The 19,309-nt window shown below is 65.9% G+C and carries 15 protein-coding genes; 6 read left to right on the forward strand and 9 right to left on the reverse strand.

Annotated features, from left to right (window positions below; genetic code table 11):
* The first annotated feature begins 140 nt into the window (after nt 1–140).
* The 4 genes from EBS_RS14740 to nadC all read left to right on the forward strand — a co-directional run bounded on the left by EBS_RS14740 (nt 141) and on the right by nadC (nt 3,692).
* A complete protein-coding gene (locus EBS_RS14740; protein ID WP_043107242.1) occupies nt 141–794 on the forward strand; it encodes a DUF1631 family protein in 654 nt (217 codons plus the stop codon).
* On the forward strand, nt 769–2,436 hold the full coding sequence (locus EBS_RS02985; protein ID WP_043107243.1) for a DUF1631 family protein: 1,668 nt from the start codon (nt 769–771) through the stop codon (nt 2,434–2,436). Before EBS_RS14740 ends, EBS_RS02985 begins: the two co-directional genes overlap by 26 nt.
* A 69-nt stretch (nt 2,437–2,505) precedes the next feature.
* Nucleotides 2,506–2,850 (forward strand): FKBP-type peptidyl-prolyl cis-trans isomerase, encoded by a 345-nt coding sequence (locus EBS_RS02990; protein WP_043107244.1) that lies wholly within the window; start codon nt 2,506–2,508, stop codon nt 2,848–2,850.
* Nucleotides 2,850–3,692 (forward strand): carboxylating nicotinate-nucleotide diphosphorylase, encoded by an 843-nt coding sequence (gene nadC / locus EBS_RS02995; RefSeq protein WP_043107246.1) that lies wholly within the window; start codon nt 2,850–2,852, stop codon nt 3,690–3,692. The genes EBS_RS02990 and nadC overlap by 1 nt, the downstream gene beginning before the upstream one ends.
* 161 nt (nt 3,693–3,853) lie before the next feature.
* On the opposite strand, the gene EBS_RS03000 is transcribed toward nadC, so the two are convergent.
* Nucleotides 3,854–5,056, reverse strand: coding sequence for an SUMF1/EgtB/PvdO family nonheme iron enzyme (locus EBS_RS03000; RefSeq protein ID WP_043107247.1), 1,203 nt, complete (start codon nt 5,054–5,056; stop codon nt 3,854–3,856).
* Between the two features lie 254 nt (nt 5,057–5,310).
* Entirely contained in the window at nt 5,311–7,263 is a 1,953-nt protein-coding gene (locus tag EBS_RS03005; protein WP_052199239.1) for a methyl-accepting chemotaxis protein, read from the reverse strand.
* A gap of 163 nt (nt 7,264–7,426) precedes the next feature.
* On the opposite strand from EBS_RS03005, the gene EBS_RS03010 reads away from it, so the two are divergent.
* Complete coding sequence (locus EBS_RS03010; RefSeq protein ID WP_043107249.1) at nt 7,427–7,915, forward strand: FKBP-type peptidyl-prolyl cis-trans isomerase; 489 nt, start codon at nt 7,427–7,429, stop codon at nt 7,913–7,915.
* Nucleotides 7,916–8,027: 112 nt separating this feature from the next.
* On the opposite strand, the gene EBS_RS03015 is transcribed toward EBS_RS03010, so the two are convergent.
* The 5 genes from EBS_RS03015 to EBS_RS03035 form a co-directional block, all read right to left on the reverse strand.
* Nucleotides 8,028–8,399, reverse strand: a complete 372-nt coding sequence (locus tag EBS_RS03015; RefSeq protein ID WP_043107250.1) for a glutaredoxin — start codon at nt 8,397–8,399, stop codon at nt 8,028–8,030.
* Nucleotides 8,396–8,710 carry a BolA family protein gene (locus EBS_RS03020; protein WP_043107252.1) on the reverse strand — a complete coding sequence of 105 codons (315 nt, stop codon included), beginning with the start codon at nt 8,708–8,710 and terminating at the stop codon, nt 8,396–8,398. The genes EBS_RS03015 and EBS_RS03020 overlap by 4 nt, the downstream gene beginning before the upstream one ends.
* 92 nt (nt 8,711–8,802) lie before the next feature.
* Nucleotides 8,803–10,335, reverse strand: a complete 1,533-nt coding sequence (locus EBS_RS03025; protein WP_043107253.1) for a fumarate hydratase — start codon at nt 10,333–10,335, stop codon at nt 8,803–8,805.
* Between the two features lies 1 nt (nt 10,336).
* A complete protein-coding gene (gene odhB / locus EBS_RS03030; protein WP_043107254.1) occupies nt 10,337–11,605 on the reverse strand; it encodes a 2-oxoglutarate dehydrogenase complex dihydrolipoyllysine-residue succinyltransferase in 1,269 nt (422 codons plus the stop codon).
* Between the two features lie 3 nt (nt 11,606–11,608).
* Nucleotides 11,609–14,470, reverse strand: coding sequence for a 2-oxoglutarate dehydrogenase E1 component (locus tag EBS_RS03035; protein ID WP_043107255.1), 2,862 nt, complete (start codon nt 14,468–14,470; stop codon nt 11,609–11,611).
* Nucleotides 14,471–14,784: 314 nt separating this feature from the next.
* Here EBS_RS03035 and EBS_RS03040 point away from each other — a divergent pair, with 314 nt between their 5' ends.
* The gene (locus EBS_RS03040) at nt 14,785–14,982 is read left to right on the forward strand and encodes a hypothetical protein (RefSeq protein ID WP_043107257.1); all 198 of its coding nucleotides are present in this window, start codon (nt 14,785–14,787) and stop codon (nt 14,980–14,982) included.
* A gap of 5 nt (nt 14,983–14,987) precedes the next feature.
* Here EBS_RS03040 and EBS_RS03045 read toward each other — a convergent pair whose 3' ends face one another.
* Nucleotides 14,988–18,095 (reverse strand): efflux RND transporter permease subunit, encoded by a 3,108-nt coding sequence (locus EBS_RS03045; RefSeq protein WP_052199240.1) that lies wholly within the window; start codon nt 18,093–18,095, stop codon nt 14,988–14,990.
* Complete coding sequence (locus tag EBS_RS03050; RefSeq protein WP_043107258.1) at nt 18,092–19,228, reverse strand: efflux RND transporter periplasmic adaptor subunit; 1,137 nt, start codon at nt 19,226–19,228, stop codon at nt 18,092–18,094. The genes EBS_RS03045 and EBS_RS03050 overlap by 4 nt, the downstream gene beginning before the upstream one ends.
* Nucleotides 19,229–19,309 lie beyond the last annotated feature (81 nt).

Raw genomic sequence — 19,309 nt, forward strand, 5'->3', positions numbered from 1 at the left:
CGTTCGGCCGGCTGGTGGCCTCTTTCCCTCTTAACGTGAAGGAATTCACATTGGGATGAACGCCTTGGGACTACTGTTCAGGGCGGTGGGGAAGGTCATGGATGGGTTTCTCCATAGAGAAAGACACAAGGCTTGGAATCATGGCAAACGATAATGTGATCTCATTCGAGAAATCGGCAGATCAGGCCAGAAATCGGCTGGTCGGCGAACGCTGTCGCCGTGCAGTACGTTCCATGCAGGACTACCTGCAGAAGACGCTGCCGCGGCTGGTGCAGGACCTTTTCGACCGCCTGGACGACGAGCTGTATGCCATGGCCGACAAATCGGCCAGTGATCTGCTGCAGACGCGTTATTTCGATGCCATGCGCGAGCTGCGCAAACACCGGAGCGGTATCGAGCAGCGTTTCGTGCAGGGACGCCTGGCGGCCTTTGAACGTTTCTGGGATGCCGCACCGCCTCGCGCCGAAAAGACCGAGGAGTACGCCTCTTCCCTGACCGAGGATGAATTGTCGCTGGTCGAAGAAGATGTGCTGGAAGAGGAGCTGGCGATCGCCTCGTTGGTCTCCAAGGCGGAGAACCGCTATCACCGGACCCTGTTTGCACTGAACAAGCGTTTTGCGGCCATTCACCGGGTAGAGGAATTCGATGTCGCCAGCAATCCCGTGGGGCCGAAGGCGCTGGCCGAAGGTTTTTCCGAGGCCTTGTCCGGCTGGCAGAGCGAAACCGACGTTCGCCTGATCGTCTATAAACTGTTCGTATCGTTACGTCATGGCCTATGTCGGTGGCATCTATGACGAACTGAACGACATCCTGGTCGAGAACGATATCCTGCCACGCATCTCGCAGCGCGTACGCCGTAACCCGGTGGCTCCCTCGGTGCGGCATGCGAACTCCAAACAGAGGGGTGAGGCAGGCGATGCCGGTTTCGATCCCGAAATGCTGAATATGCTCGGCCAGATGTTGAGCGAGCGGCGGCGTGCCGAAGATCGCATTCCCTGGTATGCGCGTGCCGACAGCACGCCCCAGTTGCCACAGATACCGACCAGCGAGCTGCTGGGTGCGCTCGACGAGATACAGCGCTATACGCTGAACACGGTGCCGCCTGACCTGGCCAGCCTGCGCGAGCTGCAAGACGAGTTGATGCAGAGTCTCGGCCGCGAACTGGATGTCGGCTCACCCGAGCGGCCGATGAAGCGGCTGGGTGAAGGTGACCGCAGCATGCTCGATGTCATGGAGCTGCTGTTCGATTTCATACTGGGCGACGAGAACCTGCCTGAGCCCATGAAGGCCCTGCTGGGTCGTCTGCAGATCCCGTTGCTCAAGGTGGGATTGCGCGACCGTCGTTTCTTCAGTGATGCACGGCATCCAGCCCGGCGATTGCTCAACAACCTGGCACGTGCCGGTCTGGCCTGGACCGATGACGGGGACCGTTCGGTGACCAGCCCCTATGGTCGCATCGAATCGGCGGTGTTGCGCATTCTCAGTGACTTCGATGACGATATCGGCATCTTCGAGCAGGTCAACGAGGAATTCGAAGGCTGGCTCGAACGCGAGCAGAAGCACGCGCGGATCGCCGAGCAACGCCTGACCCAGGCCCGCGAAGGACAGGAGCAGCTGCATCAGGCGCGCGTGCGGGTTGCCCAGGAGATCCGGCGACTTCTCGATGATTGTGCGCCCCCCGAATGCCGTGTGCCCGAGGTGGTCGAACGCCTGCTCACCGAGGGCTGGCGTGATGTCATGTTGCTGGCGCTGTTGCGCGAGGGGGAGGACGGCGAGCAATGGCGACAGGCCGTGGAGTTGGCCGGGCGACTGGTCTGGAGCGTGCAGCCCAAGCACGAACCGACCGAACGCCAGCGTCTGCTCAAGGCCATTCCCGAGCTCTTGAGTGGCCTGCGTGAGGGACTGAACAATATTTCCTTCGATCCGCACAAGGCGGGACGCCTGTTCAAGGCGCTGCAGGCCTGCCACATCGCTGCTCTGAGGGGAAACTGGATCAGCGAAGAGGCCGGCAAGCCGGTCGCCCCCCCGGAAGATGCACGGAAGACCACCGCGAGCAACGAGCGGAGCGGGGATCTTGTCCAAACTGAACCGGCGCCGCAGGATGTGATGGCCGAGGAACCGCCGTCCCCGCCGCCCGACGAGTTCCTGCGGATGGCCCAGGCGTTGATGCCAGGCGTCTGGCTGGAATGGACCGATGAGTCGGGTCGCGAGTTGCGCGGCAAGCTGTCCTGGCGCAGCCAGCTCACCGGCAATTGCGTATTCGTCGATCGCCGTGGCATGAAGCTGGCGGAACTGGGGTGCGAGGAGCTGGCCGCGATGCTGCGTGAGGGCCGGGCGCGCAAGCTCGAGGACCTGAATACGCCGCTGATGGATCGTGCCCTCAATGCCATGCTCGAGGTGCTCAAGCGCACCGAACCGGTGCCACCCACCCACTGATCCCGCGCCTTCGTTACAATGTAAATGCCGACCAGGACCCTGGTCGGCATTTTTTCGTGGGAGATACGCATGAGCGAGAAGATCAGTGACAGTGGCCTGAAGTACGAAGATCTGGTCGAGGGTGAGGGCGCGGTGGCCGAACCGGGGCAGCGGGTCTCGGTGCATTACACCGGCTGGCTGGAAGACGGTACCAAGTTCGATTCCAGTGTCGATCGCAACGGGCCTTTCCGGTTCGCGCTGGGACGCGGCATGGTGATCCGTGGCTGGGACGAGGGCGTGGCCGGGATGAAGGTGGGCGGCAGGCGCCGGCTGGTGATTCCGCCGCACCTGGGCTATGGGCCGCAGGGGGCGGGCGGGGTGATCCCGCCGAATGCCACCCTGGTATTCGAAGTGGAACTGCTCGACATCCTCTGATGAAACCGGATGCCGCGGAGATTGCCCGCCAGGTGCGGCAGGCCTTGCGCGAGGACCTGGGCGAGGGCGACCTGACGGCGCAGCTCGTGCCCGCGACGGTGCAGGCGCAGGCCACGGTGATCGCACGAGAGCCGGCGGTGCTGTGCGGCCGCGACTGGCTGGACGAGGTGCTGCGCCAGGTCGATCCTGCCTGCCGTGCGGAATGGGCCGTTGCGGACGGCGAAGCGTTGACGCCCGATCGGCCCCTGTGTCGCCTGCAAGGGCCGGCGCGCAGCCTGCTCACCGCCGAACGTACCGCGCTCAACTTTCTGCAGACCCTGTCGGGCACAGCCACCTTGGCGGCGCGCTATGTGCAGGCCGTGGCCGGCACCGGCGCGCGTATCCTGGATACCCGAAAGACGGTTCCCGGATTACGTCTGGCCCAGAAATACGCAGTGCGTTGCGGTGGTGCCAGCAACCATCGCATCGGCCTGTTCGACGCCATTCTCATCAAGGAGAACCACATCGCGGCAGCCGGATCCATTGCGGGCGCGCTGGCCGCCGCGCAGCGCATTTGCGAGGACCTGGGGCGGCCGGTGGAGATCGAGATCGAGGTCGAGGACCTGGCGCAGCTCGAGGAGGCGCTGGCGCAGGGCGCGAAGCGGGTGCTGCTCGACAACTTTGACCTGCCTGCCCTGCGCGAGGCCGTGCGTCTGAATGCCGGGCGTGCCCGCCTGGAGGCCTCGGGCGGGGTCGACCTGGAGACTGTGCGCGCCATCGCCGAGACCGGGGTGGACGACATCTCGGTGGGTGCCCTGACCAAGGACGTGCACGCGGTCGATCTGTCGATGCGCTTTACCTGATTACTGTAAAGCAACGCTCAGAGCGCTCTCCGTGGGCGGGCCTCTGGGCGCCCATCCACGGTGTTGCGCTGGCTTGACATGGAATGGCCATGCCTGCTGCCTGTGCGCCTTGTGGGTGAACGCCCTGAGACCCGCTGAGTGTCGCTTTACTTAGGGTTGCCTCAGTATTCCCAGAACGCCGGCCCCGGCGGCAGCACCAGGCGCAGGCCGGCGAAGCCGGTCTCTGTGTCGGCGGGCACGCCGATGCGGAAGCTGGCGCGCCGCACCGCCGGCTGGCTGTGCAGCGAGGCGCCACGCTGCACGTTCCAACCCGCGTCCAGTCCCGGGGTGGCCAGTTCGGGGTCTTCTGGCGCCTGGTAGGCATCGTAGGCCTCGAAGGGGTTGGCGCACCATTCGCGGGCCCGCCCGGTGTCTTCCAGCAGGCCCAGCCGGGCCGCGGTCTCCCACTGGTACTCGTGTTGCAGCACCGCCCCCTCCAGTTCTTCGATCTGCGCCGAGGCCCAGGCGGCGAAGGCGCGCGCCTCGTGGACGTTGATGCCGGTGACCGGCTCATCCGGTGTCAGGTCGGCCGGTCCCTTGATGCCCACGCCGTACCAGAGTCCCTGGGCATCGCGTCGCCAGTGCCAGGGCGCGGTGCGTTCGTGCCGTGCCAGCCAGTCCTGTCCGGCGGCATCCCACCAGTCGGTGTTCTCGTAGCCGCCCGCTTTGATGAAGGCCAGGAATTCGGCATTGCTCACCGGCCGCTTCTGGATACGGAAGGCGTGCAGTTCGACCACCTGCACCGGCTGCTCGCAATCGGTGATCACGCCCTCGCGGGCGCCGATGCGGTAATGGCCCTGGTCGACGCGCTGGCTGTCCGCTGCCGGTCGGTGGGCCCGCAATGGCTGGGTGACTGCGTGGTCATCGTGCTCCCCGTGCAGGGTGCGCGCCTGGGTCACTGCCAGCAGGGCTTCGTAGATCAAGGCGTGGCGCTGTACCAGCCAGGCGGGCAGCCAGCCGCCTTCGAGCAGGGGGTGTTCCGGCAGGAAGCGAGGGTTGGCCAGCAGGGTCATGTGGTGATCGAAGATCTCCAGCGCCCAGTTGAGCAGGTGATCCTGGGGCGGCAGTTGTGCGAACAGGGCATCGTCGGGCACCACGTCGTGTGCAAAGAAATGGCGCACCCGGTCGCTCAGGTCGTGGTCGTCGAACAGGTGTCCGCGCAGCAGGTGGGTCTCCAGGTACACGGCGCGTCCCAGCAGCCAGCCGGCGGCCGGCAGCCGTGGGTGGAAGCGACGGTTCACATCGCGAGCGGGCAGGGTCTCGACGAGCTGGATGAGGCGTTCGTGTATCCCGGCGAGCGCGCCGAGGGTCTGGGCTGGAATCATGCGACAGCCTTCCGAGTGCGGGAGAGGCGCCGATCTTACTGAGACAACCCGAAGTAAAGCAACGCTCAGAGCGCTCTCCGTGGGCGGGCCTCAGGGCGTCCATCCACGGTGTTGCGCTGGCTTGACATGGAATGGCCATGCCTGCTGCCTGTGCGCCTTGTGGCTGAAAGCCCTGAGACCCGCTGAGTGCCGCTTTACTTCGGGTTGTCTCAGTAACCCAGCGCTAACCCAGCGCGGCGCGCCGGTGTGCGGGGTCAGCCGTACAGGCGGAACCGCGAGGAGGCCTCGCGCAGGCGTGCCGCCGACTCGTCCAGGCCCTCGCTGGCTGCCGAGACCTCCTCGGCCAGCCGGTAGGTGGCGTGCGAGGAATCGTTGATCTGCACCATGGTCTGGTTGATCTCTTCGGTAGCCACGCTCTGCTCCTCGGCAGCGGTGGCGATCTGGCTGCTCATGTCGTTGATGCGTTCGATGGCCTGGCTGATGGCGTCCAGCGCCTCGTTGGTGCGGTGTGCCTCGGCCACGCCGGCGCGGGCCTTTTCCTTGCTGGCCTGCATCACTTCGACCGCCTGACGGGTACCGTTCTGCAGGCGCTCGATCATGTTGTGGATCTCTTCGGTCGATTGCTGGGTGCGCGAGGCGAGGGTGCGTACCTCGTCGGCGACGACCGCGAAGCCGCGACCCTGTTCGCCGGCGCGTGCAGCCTCGATGGCAGCGTTCAGTGCCAGCAGGTTGGTCTGCTCGGCGATCGAGCGAATGACCTCCAGGACGGTGCCGATTTCCACGCTGCCGGCCTCCACCTCGCCTACCACGCCGGCGGCATGCTCCACCTCGTTGGCCAGTGATTCGATGGCCTGGGCGTTGTGCAGCACGATCTCACGTCCCCGGCCGACCAGCTCGTGAGCCTCGCTGGTCGCCTCGGCGGTCTGTGCCGAGCTGCGGGCGATTTCCTGCACCGTGGCGGCCATTTCGTTGATGGCGGTGGCCACCTGGCTGACCTGCAACTGTTGCTGATTCATCGCCTCGCGCGTCTGCTCGGTGATCGCCGCGATGCGTCCCGAGGCATCGGAAACGGCATCGCCCGCCTGTACCATCCCGGCTACGAGGCTGTTGACCGACTCGGCCATGTGGTTGATGGCGTCCTGTACCTCGACCATTTCGTCGCGGGTGGGGATGGCCACGCGGGCCGAGAGATCACCTGCTGCGACCTGGCTGGCGCCTTCGCGGATGTGGCGGATGGTCTGCATGATATTGAGGTAGAAACCGCCACCGAACCAGCCCATCAGCAACAGGGAGAAGGCGGCGATGACCGCGGCACCGAGGATCTCGCGTTCGGCTGCCACGGTCCGCTGTGCCAGATCCTGTACCAGGACCTGTGCTGCCTGATCGAAGGCGGCAAAGGCCTTCTCGATGGCGGCAGTGCCGGTATCGAAGACCTCGCCAGGCGCGGTCTGCACCTGCTCGGGGGTCAGCAGGCGCTCACGAACGAAACGGGCATAGTCCGCAAGCGCCTCGGTGGCGGACTGCATGGGCCGCGTGATCGACTGGTACAGCGCAGGATTCTTGGCGCGGGCATGTGTGAGCTTGCGCTCCAGGACGTCGAGGTGATGCTCCAGGGTGCTGACCTGGTTGCTCAAGCGGGTGTAGGTCTCGGGGGTGAATCCCCCCCGGGCCGCCACTCCGGTACCCAGGCCACGTACGCGCCCCGCGTATTCGGTGCTCAGCAACAGATCCTCGGCGATCCCCCGGGTGAGCAGGGCGAAACCCAGCGCCGGGTCGGTGCTCAGGCCCGACTCGTCGTTGACGTGGATCATCAGGGCATGCAGATCCATGATGATCGCGGTGTGACGTTCGAAGGACCGGGCCGGTGTTTCATTTGCCTGCTGTTCGAGCAGGGCGCGCCAGGCCTGGGCGATCTGTCGGGCGCGATCACCAGTTGCCAGTGTTGCGCCAGCCTGCGCATCCAGGGCCAGCCAGGTCTTCATCGCCGAATCGATGGCGAGTCGCTTGGCGTTCTGTCTTGCCCGGGAATCCTTGTCGCCGTGCAGGGCTCCCTGCGAGAGCCCCCGGTGCTGCGGAATCAGACCGAACACCTTGCGAGCCACCTGCAGGTATTGCAGTCCCTGCTGCTCGCGATGCATGCGATGCAGGGCTTCCTGGGCATGGGAGAAATCCAGCCACAACAGGTAACCGACCGGGATGAGAAACATGACCACAGTCAGAAGGATTTTGCCAGAGTAAGAAAGACGCCCGATAATGGCCTCGGCAGGGGCAAACAGACGTTTCATTGGGTTCCATCTCCAGACAGGTGATCGGGGCTGCCGGATATAGCGACCTGTTCCCGGCCTTCTTTAACCCTTCGAGGAACATTGTGTGAATATTGCGAAGAATTGCGTGGTAGCGGCCGATTTCCGGCTGTTCGACAAGGCTGGTGAACTGATCGATTCGTCCGACAGCAACGGCCCCCTGGTGTATCTGCACGGTGCGGAACAACTGCTGCCGGCGCTCGAGGCCGCGCTGGACGGCCATGCCATAGGCGACGAGCTGATGGTTGAACTGACCCCCGAGCAGGCCTTTGGTGAGCATGATCCGGGCCTGGTGGACAAGGCGCCACGTGCCAATTTCCCGGGCGTGGATCACATCGAGCCTGGCATGCGTTTCCAGACCCAGTTGCCGGATGGCACGCCCATGGTGGTCACTGTCACGGCAGTGGACGACGAATGGGTCACTGTCGACGGCAATCACGAACTGGCCGGCAAGGACCTGCGTTTCGAACTGAAGGTGGTCGCGGTGCGCGAGGCCACGGCAGAGGAGCTGGCGCACGGCCATGCCCACGGCGTGGACGGTAGCGAGGAGCACTGAAGAGGGCCCACCCCGGGCCGAATGTTTGCGGCGGGGGCGCCGCTCCTGCCCTGTAGGAGGCCCGTCCCCGGGTCGAAGGTTCGCGGCGGGAACGCCGTTCTTGCGGGCGGCCTCAGGCCTTGCCGAACCGTTCTTCCAGCCAGGCGACGATATCGCTGGATTCATACAGCCAGCGGGTCTTGCCGTCTTCCTCGATGCGCAGGCAGGGCACCTTGTGCTGGCCGCCCTGTTCGATCAGTTCTGCCTGGTATTGCGGGTCGTTCAGGGCGTCGCGCAACGCGATGTTCAGGCCGAGCCGGTGGATGGTGCGGCGTACCTTGACGCAGAAGGGGCAGAGCCGGAACTGGTAGAGCGCCAGGTTCGCGGTCTGTGCGTCGATGGCGGCCTGTTCTTCAGGTGTGCGTTGAGGTGGCTTCGGACGGGTGAGCCAGTCGCCGAACAGGATGAGCTGGCCGAGCACCCAGCGGATCGCGCGCAGGATCATGACTTTCCGCCTCCCAGACAGGGGGGCGAATCGGACAACTGTCCGCCTTTTGCAAACCATTCCTCGGGCGTCATGGTGTGCAGGGCCAGGGCGTGGATGGCGTCCATGATCTCTCCGGCAAGGACCTGGTTGACCGCGCGGTGACGCTGGATCAGCGACTGGCCGGCAAAGGCCTCGGCAACCAGGGTCACCTTGAAGTGCGATTGCGCATCTTCAGGCACATTGTGCATGTGGCTCTCGTCGAGCACCTCGAGGTGCAGTGGCGCGAAGGCATCTTTCAGGGCCTGTTCGATTCTCTCCTGCATGCGCATGGCGGCGGCTCCAGTCGGTATTCGGGAAGGCGATTCTGGAGCCGCCCGGCGCGCGCATCAACCCGGCGGGCCTGGGGAAACCGCTGGATCGCTCAGCGGTTCTGGTGCAGGGTGTGCCTGAGCTCGGCGATACGCATCGACCATTCGGCCGGCCCACGCTGGTGCACCGACTCGCCGTGGCTGTCCACCGCCACGGTGACCGGCATGTCCTGTACCTCGAACTCGTAGATGGCCTCCATCCCCAGATCTTCGAAGGCGACCACCCGGGCCTTCTTGACTGCCTGCGAGACCAGGTAGGCGGCGCCGCCGACTGCGATCAGGTAGGCGGCCTTGTGGCGGCGGATGGACTCGATCGTCTCGGGGCCGCGTTCGGCCTTGCCGATCATGCCCAGCAGGCCGGTCTGGCCAAGCATCAACTCGGTGAACTTGTCCATGCGCGTGGCCGTGGTGGGGCCGGCCGGTCCCACCACCTCGTCGCCGACCGGATCGACCGGGCCGACGTAGTAGATCAGTCGGTTGGTGAAGTCCACGCCCTCGGGCAGGCCCTGGCCCGATTCCAGCAGTTGCTGGATGCGTTTGTGCGCGGCGTCACGCCCGGTGAGCAGGCGGCCGGACAGCAGCAGGCGATCGCCGACTTGCCAGGAGGCGATCTCCTCGCGGGTCAGGGTGTCGAGGTTCACCCGCCGTGCCTCGGGTCCGGGCGCCCAGTGGATATCGGGCCAGTCGTCCAGCGAGGGCGGTTCGAAGGTGGCGGGTCCGGTGCCGTCCAGTTCGAACTCGAGGTGCCGGGTGGCCGCGCAGTTGGGGATCATGCCCACAGGTAGCGAGGCGGCATGGGTGGGGTAGCTGAGGATCTTGACGTCGAGCACCGTGGTGAGGCCGCCCAGCCCCTGGGCGCCGATGCCCAGCGTGTTGACCCGCTCGTGGATCTTCAGGCGCAGTTCTTCGATGGGATTGGACGGGCCGCGCTGTTGCAGCTCGTGGATGTCGATGGGCGAGAGCAGGGCCTCCTTGGCCATCAGCAGGGCCTTCTCGGGGGTGCCTCCGATGCCGATGCCGAGGACGCCCGGCGGGCACCAGCCCGCTCCCATGCCCGGCAGGGTGCGCACGACCCACTCGACCAGGTCGTCGCTGGGGTTGAGGGTGGTAAAACGGGCCTTGTTCTCCGAGCCGCCTCCCTTGGCGGCGATGGCGATCTCGAAGCGGTCGCCGGGTACCAGCTCGGTGTGGACGATAGCCGGGGTGTTGTCGCCGGTGTTGCGACGCTCTCCGATCGGTGGATCGACCATGGACGCACGCAGTGGGTTGATCGGATCGGTATAGGCGCGGTGCACGCCCTCGTCGATCATCTCCTGCAGGGAGCGGTTGCTGTCGAAGCGCACATTCATGCCGATCTTGAGGAAGACCACCACCACGCCGGTGTCCTGGCAGATCGGCCGGCGACCCTCGGCGCTCATGCGCGAGTTGGTGAGGATCTGTTCCAGTGCGTCCTTTGCCGCAGGCGACTGTTCGCGCTCCCAGGCCGCGGCCACCGCACGTACGAAGTCTCGCGGGTGGAAGTACGAGATGTATTGCAGGGCATCGTGGATGCTCTGGATGAGATCGTCTTCGCGGATCAGTGTCATATCATACCCCTAGCATCAGGCGGGCTGGATCTTCCAGGCACTGTTTGATGGTGACCAGTGTCTGTACGGCCTCGCGCCCGTCGATGATGCGGTGATCATACGACAGGGCGAGGTACATCATCGGACGGATCACGATTTCGCCATCGACCACCACCGGGCGCTCGGTAATGTTGTGCATGCCCAGGATGGCGCTCTGCGGCGGGTTGAGGATGGGGGTGGACAGCATGGAGCCATAGACCCCTCCGTTGGAAATGGTGAAGGTACCACCAGTGAGTTCCTCGTAGCTGAGGGTGCCGTCCTTTGCCTTTTGCGCGAACTGCTTGATGCGGTGCTCGATCTCCGCAAAGCCGAGTTGGTCGGCGTCGCGCAGGATGGGTACCACCAGGCCGCGTGGCGAGCCCACGGCGATGCCGATGTCAAAGTAGTCATGATAGACGATATCGGTGCCGTCCACCGAGGCGTTGACCACCGGGAATTTCTTGAGTGCCTCGACGACGGCCTTGACGAAGAAGGACATGAAACCCAGCTTGACGCCGTGTTCCTGCTCGAAGCGCTCGCGCAGGCGGCGGCGCAAGGCCATGACCTCGGACAGGTCCACCTCGTTGAAGGTAGTGAGGATGGCGGCGGTGTGCTGTGCCTCGACCAGGCGCTCGGCGATGCGCGCACGCAGGCGGCTCATGGGTACCCGCGTCTCGTTGCGTGCCGGTCCACTCTCTGCCGTCGGCGGGATCATCGCCTTGAGGTCTTCCTCGTCCTGCTGTTTCTGCAGCTCGTCGAGATAGCGCATCACGTCTGCCTTGAGGATGCGTCCGTCCTTGCCGGTGCCGCGGATCTTGCTCGGGTCCAGCGACAGCTCCTTGACCAGGCGACGTACTGCCGGGGTGAGCACGGGTTCGGCATCGTTGCTCGCAGGCGGTGTATCTGCCGCGGGGGACGAGGCCTTCGCGGCAGGGGTCGGGGTCTTCGCTGCGGGAGCATCGATCGGTTCGGGGGAGGGCGCCTCGGCCGGTGGGGCGGTCTTCGCGGTGGCGCTGCCCTGTTCGATGAGTCCCAGCAGGTCGTCGCTGGTGACCACTGCGCCGGTCTCGGCGCGGATCTCGGCGAGTACCCCGTCGACCGGCGAGGGAACCTCGAGCACGACCTTGTCGGTTTCCAGGTCGAGCAGGTTCTCGTCGCGCGCGACGGGATCACCCGGTTGCTTGTGCCAGGCCAGCACGGTGGCGTCGGTGACCGATTCGGGAAGGGTCGGGACCTTCAGTTCGATGGGCATGATTCAACCTCTGCGGTTCATGGACGGATCGGCATAGCCGGTGAGGGCGTCGTCGACCAGTTTTTCCTGTTCTTCCTGGTGCACCCGGAAATAGCCGGTGGCCGGTGCCGCGGCCGAGGGACGGCCGCAGTAGATCAGCGGCTTGCGCGGGTCCAGCGAGGCGTGGAAGCGGTGCTTTATCTGGTCCCAGTAGCCCTGGTTCTGGGGTTCTTCCTGGCACCAGACGTATTTCTCCACCGCCGGGTAGCTGTCGATGATCTGGCGGTAGGCATCCCAGGGGAAGGGATAGATCTGCTCGAGACGCACGATGGCCACGTCCTCGATGCCGCGGCTGCGGCGTGCCTGCAACAGGTCGTAATAGACCTTGCCGGTGCACAGGATGAGTTGCCGGACCTTTTCCTTGTCGAGCGGATCGACCTCGTCGATCACGGTCTCGAACTGGCCGGTGCTCAGCGATTCCAGCGGCGAGGTGGCCAGCGGGCTGCGCAGCAGGCTCTTGGGCGTGAACACGATCAAGGGGTGCCGGAAGGGGCGGATCATCTGCCGCATCAGCAGGTGAAAGATCTGCGCCGGGGTGGTGGGCACGCAGACCTGGATGTTGTGCTCGGCGCACAGCTGCAGGTAGCGCTCGGGACGCGCCGAGGAGTGTTCCGGTCCCTGGCCCTCGTAACCGTGTGGCAGGAACAGGGTGAGCCCGCAGTACAGGCCCCACTTGGCCCCGGCCGAGGTGATGAACTGGTCGATCACCACCTGGGCGCCGTTGGCGAAGTCGCCGAACTGGGCTTCCCAGATGGTCAGCCCATCGGGTTCGGCCGAAGCGTAGCCGTACTCGAAGGCCAGCACCGCTTCTTCGGACAGTACCGAATCGATGATCACGCAGTTGGGCTGGTTCGGGTGCAGGTGCTGCAGGGGCATGTAGCTCTCGCCGGTCTCCTGGTTGCGCCACATGGCATGGCGGTGGAAGAAGGTGCCGCGCCGGGCGTCCTGCCCCGAGAGGCGAACCGGGTAGCCGCGGTCGAGCAGGCAGGCATAGGCCATGATCTCGGCGAAGCCCCAGTCCATCAGCCGGGTGCCCTGCGCCATCTGCTGACGGTCCTCGAGGATGCGCGCCAGCCGTGGGTGCAGCGGGAAGTCCTGCGGCGGGGTGAAGATCTGTCCGGCCAGCGCCGCGACGCGGTCGGGATCGACCCGGGTGTCGACTGGAGTATCCCAGCTCACGCCGTGGAAGCGTTTCCAGTCCACGTGGATGCGTCCGTCCAGGTCGCACAGGGCGGTGCGGCCCACGCAGTTGCCCTTTTCGAACTCGTTGCGGATGTCTTCCGTTTCCTTCTGCACCACCTCGGGCGTGACCACACCCTCGGCGATCAGGCGCTCGGCATACAAGGCGCGCACCGGCGGGTGGTTGCGGATCTTGCGGTACATGACCGGCTGGGTCACCGCTGGCTCGTCGGCCTCGTTGTGGCCCTGGCGGCGGTAGCACACCAGGTCGATCACCACGTCCTTGTGGAAGCGCATGCGGTAGTCGAAGGCCAGGCGGGTGACGAAGATCACCGCTTCGGGGTCGTCGCCGTTCACGTGGAAGATGGGGGCCTGCACCATCTTGGCGATGTCGGTGCAGTAATGGGTGGAACGGCTGTCCAGCAGGTTGCTGGTGGTGAAGCCGATCTGGTTGTTGATCACGATATGCACCGTGCCGCCGACGCCGAAGCCACGCGCCTGCGACATGTTGAAGGTCTCCTGGTTGACGCCCTGGCCGGCGATGGCGGCGTCACCGTGGATCACTACCGGGATGATCTTGTCGCCGGTGACATCGTGGTAGCGTTGCTGGCGCGCCCGCACCGAGCCCATGATGACCGGGTTGATGATCTCCAGGTGCGAGGGATTGAAGCCCAGGGTGACATGGATGGGACCGTGCGGGGTCTCCAGGTCCACCGAAAAGCCCTTGTGATATTTCACGTCGCCCGAGGACAGGATGCCCCGGTCGGGGTGTTCGGGGCGTGCGCCCTCGAATTCCTGGAAGATCTCGCGCGGCGGCTTGGCCAGGATATTGGCCAGCACGTTGAGTCGCCCGCGATGCGCCATGCCGATGACCACTTCTTCGGCCTGGTCGCGTCCCGCGCGAACGATCAGTTCATCGAGCAGGGGAATCAGCGTCTCACCGCCCTCGAGTGAGAAGCGCTTCTGCCCCACGAAGCGGGCGTGCATGTATTTCTCGATGCCCTCGGCCGCGGTGATCATGTGCAGCAACCAGCGCCGGTCCTCGTCGCTCAGTTCGGGGCGCGCCCGGTAGCCTTCCAGGCGTTGCTGTATCCAGCGCTTCTCCTCGGTGCTGGTGATGTGCATGTACTCCGAGCCGACCTTGCCGGTGTAGACCGTCTGCACGATCTCGAGGATCTCGCGCAGTGGCAGGCGCTCGGGGGCGAACAGCGAGCCGGTGTTGAAGGTCTCGTCCATATCCGCCTCGGAGAAGCCGTAATAGGCGGGTTGCAGCTCGGGCAGGGGGATGATGTCGTGCAGCTTGAGGGGATCGAGATCGGCGTTCTGATGGCCGCGCACCCGGTAGGCGTTGATGAGGCGCAGCACCTTCACCTGACGCTCGGCCGCTGTCGCATTGAAGGCCGGTGCCTGGCGGTAGACCGGGCCGGTGGTCAGGTGCGTGAGATTGGTACGGATCTCGCGGTGCGAGACATCGGGCCGTTCGCGCCCCGGGCCGTCCACCGGTGGCAGCGACTCGAAATGCCGGCGCCAGTCCTCGGGAACACTGGCAGGGTCTTTCAGGAAGTCTTCGTAGAGTGCTTCGATGAAGGGGGCGTTGCCGCCGAAGAAACCCGAGGCTCGGGCCTGTTTTTCCAGGAAGTCCGACATTTTTGGACGATCGACCTTTTTTGTTGCTCGTGACGCCAGCCATACTCAATGGGCTGATATTACAAGGCAGACTAGCACCTGTGTAGCAGGTGTTCATGATCTGTTTCAACAATAGGACGATCGTCATATAATTGAGTCGTCCAGACGATGTGAATGCCGGGGCAGGCGCGTCGTGGCTGGGTGAGGCGGTGCGTGCCCGAGATTGCCCGATGTCGGCGACGACCGGCCGACCCTTTGCTAGTATCACTCGCAGAACCTTTACCGGCGGTGCGGCTCCACAGGGGGCCGGGACCCCGGGTCAATGGTCCATACAGATGAGTAGCAGCAGAAAGAAGGACAAGCCTGTTTCACGTCCCGACATCCATGCCATCGAGGCGGATGTCGCCTATTTCGACGCCCGTATCTCCTTCGCCTCGCGCGGAGACCGCACGGTGTACAAGCAGGCCCAGCGCAAGGCCTACGAGGCGCTGAGCAAGAGCCTTTCCGAGACACTGGAGCGGCTGCGCAAGTAGCGGGTTCAGGCCTTTCCAGCGGCGTTCCGCCGCCACTGTCCCAGATCGTTCCCTATCTTGAGCATCGCCGGCACCAGCAACAGCACCGCGAGCATCGCGGTCAGGGTGCCGAAGCTCAGGGCGATGGCCATGGGGACCAGGAAACGTGCCTGGAGTGCCGTCTCGAACAGCATCGGCGTGACCCCCAGGGTGGTGGTGAGGGTGGTCAGTACGATGGGCCGGAAGCGATCGAGTGCAGCCCGTTCGATGGCATCTTCTGCCGAGAGGGGACGCAGCCGGTTGTGGCGCAAGGTCAGCACCAGGGCGCCGTTCACCGCCAGGCCGCCGAGGGCAATCATGCCGTAGAGGCTCACCGAGCTGAGGTCGTATCCCAGCAGCACGTGTCCTGCCATGGCCCCGGCGATCGCGAAGGAGATGGTCAGCATCACGATCATGGCCTGGCCGTAACTGCGGAACAGGGCAGCGAACAGGGCAAACATCGCCAGGGCGGCCCAGCCCAGGTTGCGGAAGATATGGTCGAAGGTCCGCTGGCGGTCGCGGCGCGAGCTTGCCGCGGGGGTTTCCAGTCCCGGGTAACGGGCGCGTAGCGCGGGCAGGATCTGCTCCTGCACGCGGGCGCGGATCTGCCGGCCATTGGCATGCGCTTTGTCGATGCTGGCGCTCACCGTGAGGATGCGCCGGCCGTCCTCGCGCTGGATGGCTGCGGGTGCCCGTCCCCAGTGGATGTCGGCGACCTGCGACAGGGGCAGCAGGTGACCGTCCGGGGCGCGTACCGGGTAGTCCGCCAGGGTGGCCAGATCGGTCCGCTGAGCGGCGGGCAGGCGCGCCAGCACCCGCACCTCGTGGCCATTGCGCAGCAGGCGCCGCACCTCGGCGCCGTGGAAGGCGTCGCGCAAGGGGCGACCGATCGCTGCTTCGTCCAGTCCGGCGACGCGTGCCTCGGCTGTCGGTGTGAACGAGAGCTGGCGCTTGCCCTGTGCGGTGCCGTCGTTCACGTCCACCACGCCGTCGATATCACGCAGCGCGCGCGCCAGTTCGCGTGCCGCTTCGGTGAGTACCCGGCGGTCGCGGTGGCTCAGCGCCAGCTGCAGCGAGCGGTTGCCGCCAGGGCCGACCAGGTATTCGAAGAACAGCGATTTGACCTCCGGTACCTCGCCGAGCTGGCGGCGCCATTCGCGGGTGAGTGCCTCCTGGGTGAAGGGGCGTTGGTCATCGGGGACCAGGATCAGGCTCACCTCGCCATAGGTGGGGCGCCGCGAGCCGGTGCGGGTGAACCAGCTCTGAAGGTACTGGCGTCCGCCCAGGGCCTCGATGGCGCGCAAGCCGGCCTGTTCGACGCGCCGCACCATCGTCAGGGTCTGTTCCAGCGAGGCGTCCACCGGCTTGTCCAGTTCGGCATCCACGCGATTGCCCGGGATCTCCGGCCGCCAGGTCAGGTCGATGCGCCCGGAAGCGTACCAGGCGGCCATCAGTGCCAGGCCGCCGCAGAACAGGGTGAGGGTGAGATAGCGGTGCCTCAGTGTCAGACCCAGCAGGCGCCGGTAGGGGCCGTTGCGCAGGCGGTCGAGCAGGCCGGCACTGCGCTGGTGAAGCGCGCGCAGCCGGGCGATTGCGCCGCCGTGCGAAGGTGCCGGGGACTCGCGCCGGTGCAGGTGGGCCGGCAGCACCAGCAGGGCCTCGATCAATGACACCGCGAACACTACCGAGGCGACGATCGGCAGATCGCGCATGAACTGGCCGATGGCGCCCGGCACGGCCAGCAGCGGCAGGAAGGCGAGGATGTTGGTGCCCACTGCGAACAGCACCGGCACTGCCATCTCGCTGGCGCCCAGTGCCACGGCCTCGCGCAGGGGCAGGCCCTGCTGGCGCCGGGCGTGAATGTTCTCGCCGACGATGATGGCATCGTCCACCACGATGCCGACTGCCAGGATGAAGGCGAACAGCGAGATCATGTTCAGGCTCACGTCCAGATGCGGCAACACGGCCAGGCTGCCGATGAACACCACCGGGATGGAGACGGTCACCCAGAAGGCCAGGCGCAGGTCGAGAAAGATCCCCAGCGCCAGGATCACCAGCATCAGCCCCAGGGCACCGTTGCGCAGCAGGATGGCGCGGCGTTCGGCCAGCCGCTCGGAGCGGTCGTTCTGCACGCTGATGGCGACACTCTCGGGCAGGCGGGCCTGGAGTCCGGCCACCAGCTCGCGCACCTGCGCGGCCAGTTTCACGGGGTCGGCGCTGTCGACCTGGTAGACATCCAGGCGCAGGCCGGGGCGGCCCTTGAACTCGAAGACCTGGCGTGATTCGGCGAAGCCGTCCTCGATGCGTGCAATGTCGCGCAGGCGCAGCAGGCCGCCGTCCGGGCTCGTGCGCAGCGGAATGTCGGCAAATTCGCGTGCCTGTTCCCGGTAGCCCCGGCTGCGCAGCAGGACCTCGCCGCGCGCGCTCTCCAGGCGTCCGGCCGGCAGGTCGGCCGAGGCGGCACGCAGGCGTTCGGCGATCTCCGCGAGGGTGAGGTCATGGTCGCGCAGGGCCTGCCAGGGAATCTCGAAATGGATCTCCGGGGTCAGGCCGCCGCGTACCTGGACGTCGGCCACGCCCTCGAGGGCGAGCAGGCGCTGGCGGAGAGTCTCGCCCAGGCGGTGTCGCTCCCGGCGCGCCAGGTCGGCGGCCACACCGATGCTGATGACATAGAAGCCGTGTCGGCGCAGTGATACCCGGGGCGGCTCGGCCCCGGCGGGAAAGGTCCGGATGCGCGAGAGGGCCTCGCGGATGTCTTGCAGGGCCTGTGCCGGGTCGGCCTCCTCGCGCAGCTCGGCGGTGAGTTGTGCGCTGCCTTCGCCTGCGGTGGCCTGTACATGGATTACCGTGTCGATGTCCTGCAGGGCGCGTTCGATGGGCAGCACCAGCCCCTGCTCGACCGCCTCGGGGCCGGCCCCGGGATAGGCCATCTCGATGCGTACCCCGGGGATGGAGAAGTCCGGGGTGATCTCCTGGCGGATGTCGCGCAGGCCCAGGATGCCACCGAGCAGCAACACGGCCATCAGCAGGTTTGCCGCCACCGGGTTGTCGGCGAACCAGGCGATGAGGCGAATGGGGCGGGGATTGGTGCTCACGACGCGCGGATCTTCACCCGGGTGCCCGGCGCCAGGCCGGCCGGGTTGCCACGCAACAGCCGGTCACCAGCCGGGAGGGGGTCGATCAATACCTCGGCAGGACCAGTAAAGCGACGCCGTACCCGGCGTATTTGCAGGCGGTTGTCGGCATCGACCACCCAGACCCGATCGTCGTCCAGCAGATATTCGCGGGGCAGGGCGACGACCCCGTCGAGGCTGCCCAGCTCGATCTGCGCCTGCACCAGGCTGCCGAGCAACAGGGGCGGGCGGTCGCCGTACCGGCCCGTGCGGTCGAGCGGGTCGTCGATGCGTGCCACGATCAGGAGCTGACGGGTCTGTTCGTCGAGTTGCCGGTCGATGCGCTCGAGCCGCGCCGGGTAGTCGTGGCCGGCCTGCCGCAGGGTGATCCTGGTGATCCCCCTTTTCAACCAGGGCAGACGCTCCGGCGGCAGGTGCAGGCGGACCTGGAAGTGGTCGGCGGGCGCCAGCCGGGCGATGCGCTCGCCGCGATCGACCAGTTCACCGGCCGTCCGGTCGCGTGCCAGCACCAGAGCGTCGAACGTGAGGCGAGGCCGGCAGCGTTCCAGGTCGAGCTGTGCCCGCTCCAGCCCGGCACGGGCCAGCGCCACCTCGGCCTGGGCCTCGCGCAGCTGGGGTTCGCGCAGGGTGAGTGGCAGGGAACGTGCGTCGACACGCAGGTGGTCCTGCAACATGCGCAGTTCCTTCTTCGCCAGCTTGTGCTTTCCGCCTTCGATCACCAGTCGCGCCTGGGCCTTGGCCAGCCTGGCCTCGGCCTGGCGCACCGCGAGGCGGTAGTCGGCCGGGTCGATCTCGACCAGGGGCTCGCCCGCGGGGATCACGCCGCCGGGATACAGTTGCGGGTGTCGTCTCTCGATGTTGCCGTCGACCCGGACGCGCAGATCCAGGGCGTCTTCCGCCACCACCCGGCCCCAGGCCTGGATGCGCAGGAGATGGGATCCCGGCCGGGCATCGAGTACCGCAACGGCTGGCGGCGGTGTGTCAGCGGCCGCTACGTGCTGGCGTTGTTCGGGATGCAGAATCTGCCAGGTCGCAACACCGAAGACGGTGGCCACCAGGAGCACCGGCAGAGACCGACGTACGAGGCGGTTCATGGGGTGCCTGGCAAGGCCGGGGGCGGACTGGCCGCCTGCAGGGGCATGGAACGGGATTTCATGTGGCCGAGTATAAACCAA

This window comes from endosymbiont of unidentified scaly snail isolate Monju, assembly GCF_000801295.1.
Lineage (GTDB): Bacteria > Pseudomonadota > Gammaproteobacteria > Chromatiales > Chromatiaceae > MONJU.

What these genes read in the sequence shown, in the direction of transcription:
- odhB (WP_043107254.1), bottom strand. Translation starts at nt 11,605, where the DNA reads ATGCCCATCGAACTGAAGGTCCCGACCCTTCCCGAATCGGTCACCGAC.
- nadC (WP_043107246.1), top strand. Translation starts at nt 2,850, where the DNA reads ATGAAACCGGATGCCGCGGAGATTGCCCGCCAGGTGCGGCAGGCCTTG.
- EBS_RS03020 (WP_043107252.1), bottom strand. Translation starts at nt 8,710, where the DNA reads ATGCGCATGCAGGAGAGAATCGAACAGGCCCTGAAAGATGCCTTCGCG.
- EBS_RS03040 (WP_043107257.1), top strand. Translation starts at nt 14,785, where the DNA reads ATGAGTAGCAGCAGAAAGAAGGACAAGCCTGTTTCACGTCCCGACATC.
- EBS_RS02990 (WP_043107244.1), top strand. Translation starts at nt 2,506, where the DNA reads ATGAGCGAGAAGATCAGTGACAGTGGCCTGAAGTACGAAGATCTGGTC.
- EBS_RS03015 (WP_043107250.1), bottom strand. Translation starts at nt 8,399, where the DNA reads ATGATCCTGCGCGCGATCCGCTGGGTGCTCGGCCAGCTCATCCTGTTC.
- EBS_RS03035 (WP_043107255.1), bottom strand. Translation starts at nt 14,470, where the DNA reads ATGTCGGACTTCCTGGAAAAACAGGCCCGAGCCTCGGGTTTCTTCGGC.
- EBS_RS03005 (WP_052199239.1), bottom strand. Translation starts at nt 7,263, where the DNA reads ATGTTTCTCATCCCGGTCGGTTACCTGTTGTGGCTGGATTTCTCCCAT.
- EBS_RS03025 (WP_043107253.1), bottom strand. Translation starts at nt 10,335, where the DNA reads ATGACACTGATCCGCGAAGACGATCTCATCCAGAGCATCCACGATGCC.
- EBS_RS14740 (WP_043107242.1), top strand. Translation starts at nt 141, where the DNA reads ATGGCAAACGATAATGTGATCTCATTCGAGAAATCGGCAGATCAGGCC.
- EBS_RS03050 (WP_043107258.1), bottom strand. Translation starts at nt 19,228, where the DNA reads ATGAACCGCCTCGTACGTCGGTCTCTGCCGGTGCTCCTGGTGGCCACC.
- EBS_RS02985 (WP_043107243.1), top strand. Translation starts at nt 769, where the DNA reads ATGGCCTATGTCGGTGGCATCTATGACGAACTGAACGACATCCTGGTC.
- EBS_RS03000 (WP_043107247.1), bottom strand. Translation starts at nt 5,056, where the DNA reads ATGATTCCAGCCCAGACCCTCGGCGCGCTCGCCGGGATACACGAACGC.